The 13,162-nt window shown below is 35.8% G+C and carries 9 protein-coding genes; all 9 read left to right on the forward strand.

What is annotated here, in order from left to right; genetic code table 11:
• Window positions 1–10 precede the first annotated feature (10 nt).
• The 9 genes from cysK to ACUSJC_RS07385 all read left to right on the forward strand — a co-directional run bounded on the left by cysK (window position 11) and on the right by ACUSJC_RS07385 (window position 13,102).
• Window positions 11–922, forward strand: a complete 912-nt coding sequence (cysK, locus tag ACUSJC_RS07345) for a cysteine synthase A (protein ID WP_449268914.1) — start codon at window positions 11–13, stop codon at window positions 920–922.
• 89 nt (window positions 923–1,011) lie between these two features.
• Window positions 1,012–1,827: a uroporphyrinogen-III C-methyltransferase gene (cobA, locus tag ACUSJC_RS07350; protein WP_449268915.1), complete on the forward strand. Its 816-nt coding sequence runs from the start codon at window positions 1,012–1,014 to the stop codon at window positions 1,825–1,827.
• A complete protein-coding gene (locus ACUSJC_RS07355; RefSeq protein ID WP_449268916.1) occupies window positions 1,817–3,481 on the forward strand; it encodes a diflavin oxidoreductase in 1,665 nt (554 codons plus the stop codon). The genes cobA and ACUSJC_RS07355 overlap by 11 nt, the downstream gene beginning before the upstream one ends.
• Window positions 3,482–3,557: 76 nt before the next feature.
• On the forward strand, window positions 3,558–5,204 hold the full coding sequence (locus ACUSJC_RS07360; protein ID WP_449268917.1) for an NADPH-dependent assimilatory sulfite reductase hemoprotein subunit: 1,647 nt from the start codon (window positions 3,558–3,560) through the stop codon (window positions 5,202–5,204).
• Between the two features lie 15 nt (window positions 5,205–5,219).
• A complete protein-coding gene (locus ACUSJC_RS07365; RefSeq protein WP_449268918.1) occupies window positions 5,220–6,686 on the forward strand; it encodes a TSUP family transporter in 1,467 nt (488 codons plus the stop codon).
• A 409-nt stretch (window positions 6,687–7,095) separates the two neighbouring features.
• Complete coding sequence (locus ACUSJC_RS07370; RefSeq protein WP_449268919.1) at window positions 7,096–8,388, forward strand: O-acetylhomoserine aminocarboxypropyltransferase/cysteine synthase family protein; 1,293 nt, start codon at window positions 7,096–7,098, stop codon at window positions 8,386–8,388.
• Window positions 8,389–8,454: 66 nt separating this feature from the next.
• Complete coding sequence (locus ACUSJC_RS07375; protein ID WP_449268920.1) at window positions 8,455–9,420, forward strand: alpha/beta fold hydrolase; 966 nt, start codon at window positions 8,455–8,457, stop codon at window positions 9,418–9,420.
• Window positions 9,417–11,828, forward strand: a complete 2,412-nt coding sequence (gene thrA / locus ACUSJC_RS07380) for a bifunctional aspartate kinase/homoserine dehydrogenase I (protein ID WP_449268921.1) — start codon at window positions 9,417–9,419, stop codon at window positions 11,826–11,828. Before ACUSJC_RS07375 ends, thrA begins: the two co-directional genes overlap by 4 nt.
• An 8-nt stretch (window positions 11,829–11,836) precedes the next feature.
• A complete protein-coding gene (locus ACUSJC_RS07385; RefSeq protein ID WP_449268922.1) occupies window positions 11,837–13,102 on the forward strand; it encodes a trans-sulfuration enzyme family protein in 1,266 nt (421 codons plus the stop codon).
• The last annotated feature ends 60 nt before the right edge of the window (window positions 13,103–13,162 follow it).

The raw sequence follows: 13,162 nt of genomic DNA on the forward strand, positions 1-13,162 counted from the left end.
ACCAATAAATATGAAAGCAAATAATATTTTAGAAACTATCGGAAATACACCAGTAGTTAAATTGAACAAATTGTTCGGTGCTGATAAAAATGTATTCATCAAATTAGAAAGAACAAATCCCGGAAATAGTATTAAAGACAGAATTGCTTTGGCAATGATTGAAGATGCTGAAGCAAAAGGTTTGTTGAAACCCGATAGTGTTATCGTAGAACCAACTTCTGGTAATACGGGAATCGGACTAGCTTTAGTGGCTGCTGTAAAAGGGTATAAAGTGATTTTAGTCATGCCGGAATCCATGAGTGTAGAGCGAAGAAAATTGATGGAAATTTATGGAGCCGAATTCGATTTAACGCCGCGTGAAAAAGGAATGAAAGGAGCTATTGAACGCGCTGCCGAATTAGTGAAAGAAATTCCAAATGCATGGTCGCCTTCTCAATTTGATAATCCTACCAATGTTGAAGTACACCAACGAACAACTGCTCAAGAAATTTTAGCCGATTTTCCAGATGGTGTAGATTACCTAATTACAGGTGTTGGAACAGGCGGACACATTACAGGTGTGGCTTCGGTTTTAAAAGAAAAATTTCCGAATGTAAAAGTAATCGCAGTAGAACCTGAAGCATCTCCGGTGTTGAGTGGTGGTGAACCGGGACCGCATCCATTACAAGGAATCGGAGCTGGATTTTTTCCTAAAGTGTACAGACCTGAATTAATTGACGAAGTAATCACTGTGGGTAAAGACGAAGCGTTTGATTATGCTAGAAATATCGCCAAAGAAGAAGGAATTTTAGTCGGAATTTCAACAGGTGCTTCTTTAGCTGCAGTATCTAAAAAAATCGAAAGTCTTCCGGATGACGCAGTCGTTTTAACATTTAATTACGACACGGGAGAGCGTTACCTTTCAATCGAAGGATTGTTCTAAAATAAAAATCAAATAGTATTTCGTAAGTATAGCTTTAATCTTACTTTTTATAAGTAGGACAGCCATACTTATGTCCAAAAAGAAAAAAAATGAAGTATTTAGAGAGAGGAAAAGTCATTTTAGCGGGTGCTGGTCCTGGAGATCCCGATTTAATTAGCGTTAAAGCGCTGAAGTATCTTCAGCAAGCAGATGTGATTCTCACAGACCGATTGGTGTCGCCCGAATTGATTGAAAATTATGCCAATAAAAAGGCTGAGGTGATTTATGTAGGCAAGCAATGTTCAAAAGGAATTCATACACCGCAAGAATCAATTAATGATTTAATCGTGGAATATGCTCTTTTAGGGAAATTGGTTTTGCGTTTAAAAGGTGGCGATTCTATGTTGTTTTCCAATGTTTTAGACGAATTGAAAGTGTTGAAGGAAAATAATATTGATTACGAAATTGTTCCCGGAATATCAGCGGCTTTCGGTGCGGCAGCTTACGCCGGAATTCCGTTGACGGCTAGAGAATATTCGAGAGGAGTTCGTTTTTTGACGTTGTATAACCTAAATCACATCCAACAAGAACAATGGAAAGATTGGGCAGTGACCGATGATACTTTGGTTTTTTACATGAGCGGTCAGCAATTAAACACGTTGTCGCAGTCTTTACTTCAAAACGGATTGGTTGAGTCAAAAGCCATTGCGGTAATTCAGCAAGCAACCACGCCATTTCAGCAAACCAAAGTGTTTTCGTATGAAGAATTAAAGAAAGAAACACTACCGGAGTTTGAACATGTTCCTACTTTACTAATCGTTGGAAATGTTGTGAATTTACACCAAGATTTTGCTTGGATTAAAGAAAACAACACTACAAAATCATATTTTGATAATCATAAAATTGTATTGAAAGATGCTGTCTGATAATAAATTAGCATTGTTAAAGGAGTTAGTGAAGCAAGCTAACCGCGAAGAAATAATTTGGACAAAAGGGTATTTGGCAGGTTATTTAGAAGGAAGTTTGGGTAGCACTAATGTTGCGCCAGAGCAAATTACTGTTCCGTTGCAGATAAAACCGTTAATCGTTTATGGAACCGAAACCGGAAATGCCAAAAAAGTAGGAACGCAGTTGCTAGCAAACTTGAAAAAAGAGAAAACGCAGGCTAAATTAACTGATGTTTTTCAATTTGATATCAATAAGTTGAAAAAGGAAAAAGTAGCTCTTTTCATTGTCAGTACACAAGGCGATGGTGAGTTTCCGATTAATGCAAACGAGTTTTACGAAACGCTTAAAGCTTCAACAATTGATTTGAGTGATTTGCAATTTGCTGTTTTCGGACTTGGAGATTCTTCTTATCCGTTGTTTTGTCAAGCCGGAATTTTGCTTGATGAGGTTTTGGAACAAAAAGGTGCTAAACGCTTGTTGCCTCTGGTAAAAGCTGATGTGGATTATGCTGATTTGGTAACCCATTGGGAGACAGATATTAAAAAGGCTTTATCCGGAAATACAACGGAGAGTGCCCAACCTGTGGTAGTGCAATCTAATACGTCAACTTCGCACAAAAAGAATTTAACGGGAATTATTTCGCATAAAGTGGTTTTAAATGATACAGGTTCCAACAAAGAAACCTATCATATTGAAATTACACCTAATGAAGAAATTGTATATGAACCGGGCGATGCCATTGGTTTTTATCCAAAAAATGACGAAAACGAACTTCGAAAAATTGCAGCAATTCTTGGAGATGAAAGTCAATATGAATTGTTTAAAACCAAAAATGTTCTAGGATTATCGAAGAAGAATTTAGAAAAATTGGCTGAAGCTTTTCAAATTGAAATAACAGAAGAAAAAGCCGATTTGCTATATGTTTTGGAGCACTATAAAATAGCTAAAATAAATCCGGAAGCCGTTGCCGATTTGTTGCATCCAATTGCGCCGCGCTTGTATTCTATCGCTTCAGATATTAATGCACACGATGGCGAAGTGCATATTGCAGTTACATTAAGCACGTTTTATGTGTCTGAAATTCAAAAAACTGGACATTGTTCGCAGTTTTTAGCTGATTTGCCAAAGGGAACCGAAATTGACTTTTACATTCACAAAAACAACAATTTCAGATTGCCATCGCACGATACTGATATTATCATGATTGGTCCTGGAACGGGTGTGGCGCCTTTTAGAAGTTTCTTGGCACATCGCGATGAAGCAGCCGCCGAAGGAAGAAACTGGTTGTTTTTTGGTGAACAGCATTTTGTGTTAGATTTTTATTATCAAACTGAAATTCAAGGATGGATTGCTTCGGGAATTTTAACTCGATTTGACGCTGCTTTTTCAAGAGATCAGGAACGAAAAATTTATGTGCAAGATCGAATTAAAGAAAAAGCCAAAGAATTTAATGAATGGTTAGAAAACGGAGCTTCAATATATGTTTGTGGCCAAAAAAGTCCAATGAGTAAAGATGTTGAAAATACCATTTTAGACGTAATTTCTTCCGAACGAAAAGTGGATTTAGAAGAAGCAAAAGCTATTTTGGAACAAATGGAACTAGACGGAAAATATCAAAAAGACGTGTATTAATGAGTGACTAGTCTTTAGTAATTAATAAAGAGCTTTTATCCTTTTTCTAATCACTAATCACTATTTACTAAAAATTATGAGCGAAAAATTATCACCTGTAGAAGGAATAAAAACAAAAAGTGACGGGCTAAGAGGAACGTTAAAAGAAAGTATCGATTTAGATAATTTCACAGGAAATGTGCGCGATGGAGATGAAACTTTAGTGAAATTTCACGGAATGTATGTTCAAGATGACCGAGACAGAAGAGCAGAACGCGCTGAAAAAAAATTAGACAAACTGTATTCTTTTATGATTAGGCTGCGCATTCCCGGCGGAACCATAAATGCAGAACAGTGGATTGCAACGCATAATATTTCGGAACAATACGGAACAGGAACTTTAAAAATTACAACGCGTCAAACGGTTCAATTGCATGGTTTGTTAAAACACCAATTGCGACCGACAATTCAGGTATTTAACACGGCAGCTTTAGATTCTATTGCGGCTTGTGGAGATGTCAACCGAAATGTAATTGTGAGTTCGCATCCGCAATTGTCGCCTTTGCACGAACAAATTCATGCGTATGCCGATAAAATTTCAACATTATTGCTTCCTAAAACACAAGCGTATTATGAGATTTTTGTAGATGGCGAAAAATTATACGAACGCTCAGTTGAGGCTGATCCATTGTATGAAGATCGTTATTTGCCAAGAAAATTTAAAATTGCCATTGCAATTCCGCCAAGTAATGATGTGGATGTTTTTACGAATGATGTAGGCTTAATTGCGATAGTGGAAAACAATGAGTTGAAAGGTTTTAACATAGCTGTTGGTGGTGGTTTGGCAACAACTCACGGAAATCCAAATACGTATTCTCGTTTGGGAACGGTTCTTGGTTTTACCGATTCGGAAGAAAAAACATTAAAAGCGGTTTATGAAGTTTTGACTATTCAAAGGGATTTTGGAAATCGTTCCGACCGAAAATTATCGCGTTTAAAATACACAGTCGATAAAATGACGGTGGAAGGTTTCAAAAAAGAATTGGAAAAACGCATTGGTTTTGAATTAGAACCAGAACGAGCTTACGAATTTACCGAACGAAATGACCGATTTGGCTGGGAACAAAATCATGCGGGGCAATGGTTTTACACACTTTTCGTAGAACACGGAGTAGTGAAGCCGTATCAAAAGCAGTTTTTGTATGAAGTAGCGCAATTAAATGTTTCCAATTTTATTTTCTCAGGAAATCAAAACTTGATTTTAGGGACTATTTCAGAGGAAAATAAACAAGCGGTTGAAGCGCTTATTGCAAAATTTGAAATTGAAAAAAGAGACAGTGCTTTGCGCAGAAGTTCTATGGCTTGCGTGGCATTGCCAACATGTCCACTAGCGTTAGCAGAAGGACAACGTTATTTGCCGAAATTGGTAACTAAAATTGAACCGATTTTGAAAAAATATCATTTGGAAAACGAAGAAATTTCTATCCGAATGACAGGATGTCCAAATGGATGTGGCCGACCTTATGTAGCCGAATTAGGTTTCATTGGAACAGGGCCAGAACAATATAATTTTATGATTGGCGGAGATCGTTTTGGTGTTCGTCTCAATAAATTGTACAAAGAAAAACAAACAGAATCGCAAATTTTAGAAGAAATAGACGCTTTGTTAAATCGCTATGTTGAAGAAAAAGAAGTAGATGAAACTTTTGGCGATTTTACGAACCGAGTTATTCTTGAAGCTTAATAGTTATACCAAAACATGAATACGACGAACACTCTTTTTCCGGTTTTTTTGAAGACGGATACGGCTCATTTTTTAATCGTTGGTGGCGGAAACGTGGGTTTGGAAAAAACAGAAACCTTGTTGAAACAAAATCCACAGATTAAAATTACGGTAGTAGCAACTTATTTTCAACCTAAATTGGTTGAGATAGAAAAGACGTTTGAAAACGTAAAATTGTGTGAAAGAGCATTTGAAGAAGCAGATTTAGAAGCAAAAGATTTTGTAGTTATTGCAACGGATAAGCCTGCGGTGAATTTAGAAGTTCGTTTGTTGGCAAAAGCCAAAGGAATAAAAGTCAATGCTGCAGATCAGCCCGATTTATGTGATTTTTATTTAGGTTCAATCGTCAATAAAGGGAATTTAAAAATCGCTATTTCAACCAATGGTAAATCGCCGGTTTTAGCCAGAAGATTGCGAGAATATTTTACAGAAGTCATACCGGACGATATTGATCAAAGTATCGAAAAACTGAATCAGTTTCGGAAAAAACACAACGGTACTTTTCAGGAAAAACTGGTAGATCTTAACAAAGCAACTGAAGCGTTAGCTCAAAATCACAAGACGAAGAAAAATAAAGAAAAGGCTAAGTATCAAAAGATGGTTTTCCAAATAACGATTCTTTTTCTGGCTATCTTTTTTGGTTACGGATTAGCTTCTGTAATTACTTTGGACGACTTAAAAAGTGGTATTCAAGAAATTCCTTCCGCTTTCTATATTATGTTGGCAGTTGGTTTTTTTGCCCAAATGGTTGATGGTGCAGTCGGACTTGGGTACGGAGTAACGTGTAGTACAAGTATGATGTTATTCGGAATAAAATTACCGGCAATAAGCGGAAGTATTCATACTGCCGAAATGTTTTCTAGCGGAATCAGTGGTTTTTCACATTATAAATTCGGAAACGTCAATAAAAAATTGTTTTTGTGGTTGTGTATTCCGGGAGTGATTGGAGCAGTTAGCGGTGCTTTGTTGTTAATCTATTTAGGAGATAAATACGAAAAAATAACCTATGGCATTTTAGCTTCCTACACTATTTTAATTGGAATAAGATTAATTGTAATCTCTTTTAGGAAAAAAATAAAGAAAGGAAAAATCGGAAACATTGGCTTTTTAGGTTTTTCAGGTGGTTTTTTCGATTCTTTTGGCGGTGGCGGTTGGGGACCAATAGTTACTTCCACACTTTTGGCAAAAGGAAGAAAATCTAAATATGTAGTGGGAACAGTAAGTTTAGCAGAGTTCTTTATCACGTTGGCGGCTTCTATTACTTTTTTTGCATCTTTAGGCGTGAGTCATTGGTATATTGTAGTCGGATTGATATTGGGCGGTTCAATAGCTGCTCCTTTTGCAGCAAAATTAGCCGGTAAATTACCTCAAAAAACGGCTGTTTTTCTAGTCGGACTTTTGGTCGTTACATTCAGTATTCGAATTTTATTAAAAATAATCTAATGTTTTAAAAACAACAAGGTATTTATTTTTTGAAATAGGAACTTTTGTTTTAAATATTCTATTTATAATTTAAAAAGCAGTAAAATTTAGAAAAAATAACTATTTAATTTGTTTTTGTAGAAAATAGTTCTAAATTTGCTTCATCAAAAAAGCTAAAAATGAAAACAACTATGTGCAATATGTGTATGATGATGTGGAATAATCTGCAGAGGAACACTATGGCATAAAGTAACTATTTTCAAAAACTATAAACCATATAAAACCTCTGCTTTTGCAGAGGTTTTTTTATAACTAAAACTCATAAAAAGATGAAAGTGTATTTACCGAGACGATGTTGCCGAATGTGTTGCTTAGACTAGACTCTAGGAAAATAAAATCAATAATACATTCATTAAAAAAATAAAAAATTATGAGCACACAAAAATTTGCAACAAATGCCCTTCACGCAGGATATGACGTGAAACAAAATAGAGGAACAAGAGCTATTCCAATTTATCAAACCACATCGTATGTTTTTAACGATGCAGATCATGCCGCTAATTTATTCGGTTTAGCAGAATCCGGTTACATTTATACAAGATTAAATAATCCGACTAACGATGTTTTAGAACAACGTTTAGCAGCATTAGAAGGCGGAATTGGAGCGGTAGTAACCGCATCGGGAGCTTCGGCTATCTCTACCACTTTACTAACTTTACTAAAAGCTGGCGATCATATTGTGGCTTCCAATAGTTTATATGGCGGAACCTACAATTTATTGAATGTTACCTTGCCAAGATTAGGAATTACAACCACTTTTGTAGATCCTTCGGATGCTAAAAACTTTACCGATGCAGCTCAAGAAAATACCAGAGCTTTTTTCGCAGAAACTTTAGGAAATCCGAAATTAGATGTGCTTGATTTAGAAGCTATTGCTAAAGAAGCGAAAGCCTTTAAAGTTCCATTTATCGTAGACAATACAGTACCTTCTCCTTATTTGTTAAACCCAATTCAATTTGGAGTGGATATTGTCATTCATTCGTTAACTAAATATATTGGAGGAAACGGAACTTCCTTAGGAGGAGTAATTATTGATGCCGGAAATTTTGATTGGAGCAGTGGAAAATTTCCTGAATTTACAGAACCATCACTAGGTTATCACGGTTTAAAATACTATGAAGCGTTAGGATCTGCTTCATTTATTGCGAAAGCAAGAATTGAAGGATTACGTGATTTAGGAGCAGCATTGAGTCCGTTTAATGCGTTTCAAATTTTACAAAGCTTAGAAACTTTAGAAATCCGTATAAAAAAACATAGTGAGAGTGCTTTGGCTTTAGCACAATGGCTGCAAGAACAAGATGATGTAGCTTGGGTAAACTATCCGGGACTAAAAACTTCGGAGTATTATGCATTGGCTCAAAAATATTTACCAAAAGGACAAAGTGGAATTATAACTTTTGGGTTAAAAGGCGGATATGATGCTGCTAAAAAACTAGTTAATGAAACCCAGTTGTTTTCATTGTTGGCGAATATTGGAGATACCAAATCATTAATTATTCATCCGGCAAGTACAACGCATCAACAATTAACCGAAGAACAGCAAAAAACTACTGGTGTTACAAAAGATTTAATTCGTTTATCAGTAGGTCTGGAAGATATAGAAGATTTAAAATCCGATTTACAAGCGGTTTTTGAGAAACTTGCCGTGAATACAACAGTTTAGTGTTTAGTTTGTTTTTGACTGTCGGGATACATTCTCGGCAGTCATTTTTTTAAAAGAATTATTAAGGTGATACAAAAATTAGTTTTTCATCAGTTTACACTTCAGAATCAAAAAGTTCAAGACAAAATTATTTTGTCCTATCAGTTGTTTGGCCAAAAATTAGGAACAGCTCCGGTGGTTGTAGTCAATCATGCGTTAACCGGAAATTCTCAGGTTATAGACGAAAATGGTTGGTGGAATAGCCTCATAGGCGAAGGTAAAACTATCGATACCAATCAATATACAATTTTAGCTTTCAATGTTCCGGGAAATGCCTATCAAGATCAGGAAAACAGCATTTCGAATTATAAAGATTTTACCGTAGCCGATATTGCTGCTATTTTTTGGAAGGGAATTGAAAGTTTGCAAATTGAAAAATTATATGCAGTCATTGGCGGAAGTTTAGGTGGTGCAATTGCTTGGCACATGGCCATTCAAGAACCCGAAAAGATTTCGCATTTGATTCCGGTAGCAACCGATTGGAAATCGACCGATTGGTTAATAGCAAATGTTTTGGTACAAGATTCTATTTTGAATAATTCTAAAAATCCAATTGCCGATGCGCGTATGCACGCTATGTTGTTGTACCGAACGCCACAATCGCTTCAGTTTAAATTCAACAGAGAAAAACAGCCTGATTCCGATTTGTTTCAAATTGAAAGTTGGTTGTTGCATCATGGCGATAAACTGCAAAAACGTTTTCAATTATCGGCTTATAAATTGATGAATCACTTGTTGCGAACTATTGATATTACAAAGGACAACGGAAATTTCGAAAATGTTGTTGATAAAGTGACTTCAGAAATTTATATCGTTGCTGTCGATACCGATTATTTTTTCACAGCTGATGAAAACTTAAAAACATACGAAAACCTAAAAAAACTAGGAAAAAAAGTAAACTGGCATCAAATAGAATCCATCCATGGACACGACGCCTTTTTAATCGAATTTGAACAACTCAACACTATTTTAAAAGACATATTTAACAAATGAAAATATTAAAATTCGGAGGAAAGTCTTTAGCAAACGGACAAGGAATCCAAAATGTACTCCAAATTATAGCTAAAAAACAAACGAATAATGAAGAAGTAACCGTTGTAGTTTCAGCTCGCGGTAATGCAACTGACGAATTGTTATTGTTGTTAGAAAAAGCACATGGCAATGTTCCATATAGTGACGATTTGGAACTTTTTAAAGACTACCAAAGCCATAATGCATCAACTTTAGATTTAGAAAAAGAATTTTCGCTGATCGAAAAAATCCTGGAAGGTGTTAATCTTTTAGGAGATTATAGCGAAAAAGTGAAAGATCAATTGGTGGCTTTAGGCGAAGTTATTTCAGCTAAATATTTGACCAATTTATTAAATGAAAACGGAATAAAAGCCAATTTTGTCGATGCCCGAAATGTATTGGTAACCGATGCTAATTTTGGAAATGCGCAACCTATTGAAGCGGTTTCTAAGAAAAAAGTTCAACAATATTTCAAAGAAAATCAAGGTGTTGTTAACGTGGTAACCGGATTCATCGCGGCAACAGCTTCAGGCGAAACCACAACTTTAGGTAGAAACGGAAGTAATTATACGGCAGCTTTATTGGCTAATTTTTTGGAAGCCAAAGAATTACAAAATTACACACACGTAGACGGAATTTTTACAGCCAATCCGGATTGGGTTGCCGATGCTAAAAAAATAGATCATTTAACGTTTAATGAAGCGAATGAATTGGCCAATTTTGGTACCAATATTTTACACGCTAAAACCATTTTACCGTTAATCGAAAAAGATATTCCGTTACGAATCGTCAATACGTTTAATGATGACAACGAAGGAACTTTAATTAGTGCAGCCTTGACTTTAGAAGGAATTAAATCGCTTTCGGTATTGCCCGATGTTTCTTTAATCAATTTTGAAGGTAGAGGTTTGTTAGGAAAAACAGGTGTTGATGCCCGAATTTTCAAAGTAATGGCCGATAATGATATCAGCGTGAGTATTATTTCGCAAGGTTCTTCAGAACGCGGAATCGGAATTGTGGTCGCGGCGAGTAATGCTACCAAAGCGGTTATTGGTTTGGAAAAAGAGTTTGAAAATGACTTTTATACCAAAGACGTAAACCGAATTTCAATTGTAGATAATGTTTCGGTGATTTCAATCATTGGGCAAGATCTGAGTACGTTTCACAAATCGTATACAGCGTTGATTAACAATAATATCGTTCCAATTTTATTCAACAATACAATTACCGGAAAAAATGTGAGTTTAGTCATCAAACGCGATGAGGTTAAAAAAGCGCTAAACGTAATTCACGGACAAATTTTCGGAGTGGCCAAAAAAATAAATATCGCGGTTTTCGGTCACGGAACTGTTGGCGGAACATTGCTAGATCAAATTTTGCAATCAGCCGATACGATTGAAGAGAAAAAAGGAATTAAGCTGAATGTTTTCGCAATTGCCAATTCTAAAAAAGTGTTGCTAACCAAAAAAGGAGCAACTAAAAATTGGAGAGAAAAAGTAAACGAAAAAGGAGTTTCTTATGCCATTTCGGATGTTATTGAATATGCAAAAGAACATCATTTGGAAAACTTAATTGCGATTGATAACACGGCAAACGGAACTTTCGTAGAAAATTACATTCCGTTAGTCGAAAATGGTTTCGATTTAGTTTCGTCTAATAAAATTGCGAATACTATTAGTTATGAATTTTATCAGAACTTGAGATCAGTTTTAGCTAAAAACCAAAAAGAATATTTGTATGAAACCAATGTTGGTGCCGGATTACCATTGATTGATACCATAAAATTATTGCATCTTTCAGGTGAAAATATCACTAAGATCAGAGGTGTTTTTTCAGGAACTTTGAGTTATTTATTCAATCATTTTTCAGCAGAAAATCGTAACTTTTCAGAAGTATTGCAAGAAGCGATTGATAAAGGATTCACTGAACCTGATCCGCGTGAAGATTTATGCGGAAATGACGTTGGTAGAAAATTATTGATTTTAGCACGCGAATTAGAATTACAAAATGAATTTAATGAAATCAAAATTCAAAATTTAATTCCGGAATTTTTACGCGAAGGTTCAGCTCAAGATTTTTTGCAACGTTTAAATGAACTGAATCCGGTGTGCCAAGAAGTAAAAGAACAACAAGAAACCAATCACGTCTTGCGTTACATCGGTGAATTATCAGGTGACTTACAACAAGAAAAAGGAAATTTAGAAGTGAAATTAGTTTCTGTTCCGTTAAGCTCTGCTTTAGGTTCACTTAAAGGTTCCGATTCTATTTTCGAAATTTATACTGAATCTTACGGAGAGCAACCTATCGTTATTCAAGGAGCCGGAGCCGGAGCTTCGGTAACAGCAAGAGGCGTCTTTGGCGATATTTTAAGACTTTCCGAAAAAAAATAAACAAACAAATGAGTACACAAAACAAACTAGGATTAGAAACACAAATTATTCGTACGCAAGTAGAACGAACAGAATTTCAAGAACATTCCGTTCCGTTGTACTTAACGTCAAGTTTTATATTTGAAGACGCAGAAGACATGCGCGCTTCATTCGCAGAAGAAACCCCAAAAAACAAAATTAATTCCATTGAAAATGAAAATGGGGTTCTTGGAAACCATAGGCAAAAAACTGTACTTATTCCGAAAAAGGAAAGAAATTTATACAGTCGCTTTTCAAATCCGAACACTTCTGAATTTGTAGAGAAAATCTGTATCATGGAAGGTGCAGAAGATGGTTTTGCTTTTGCAACCGGAATGGCAGCCGTTTATGGAACGTTGGCGACGTTGTTAAATGCGGGCGATCACATTGTTTCTGCAGGAAGTGTATTTGGTTCTACACACACGTTATTTACCAAATATTTCCCGAAATGGAATATTCAAACGACATATTTCGATGTAAATCATCCGGAAGAAGTAGCGTCTAAAATTCAAGAAAACACTAAAATTCTTTATGTAGAATCGCCAACTAATCCGGCGGTGGATATTTTGGATTTAGAATATTTAGGCAAAATTGCTAAAAAAAACAACTTGATTTTTGTAGTCGACAACTGTTTTGCAACGCCTTATTTGCAAAATCCAATCCAATTTGGTGCTGATGTTGTTATTCATTCGGCTACCAAATTAATCGACGGTCAAGGTCGCGTTTTAGGAGGAATTGCTGTTGGTAGAGCCGATTTAATCAGAGAAATTTATCTGTTTTCAAGAAATACCGGTCCGGCTTTGTCGCCATTTAACGCTTGGGTTTTGTCAAAAAGTTTAGAGACATTACCGCTTCGTGTAACCAAACAATCGGAAAATGCGTTAGAAGTTGCTCAATTTTTAGAAAAACATCCGAATGTAAAATCCGTAAAATATCCGTTTTTGCCATCGCATCCGCAATATGAAGTCGCTAAAAAACAAATGAAATTGGGCGGAACTATTGTCGCAATCGAAATTGAAGGTGGAGTAGAAGCCGGAAGAAAATTTTTAGACAGCATCAAATTATGTTCTTTATCAGCCAATTTGGGAGACACCCGAACAATTGTGACGCATCCGGCTTCAACAACACATAGCAAACTATCTGTAGAAGAGCGTTTAGCGGTTAGTATTACTGACGGTTTAGTGCGAATTTCCGTTGGATTAGAAACAGTTAGCGACGTGATTGCTGATTTGGATCAGGCTTTAAATCAGGCTTAGTGGGTTTTGATTGTAAAAAAGTTTAATTTTTTGAATTGAAATAGAAATATATTCTAATAA

The organism is Flavobacterium sp. U410 (assembly GCF_053570605.1).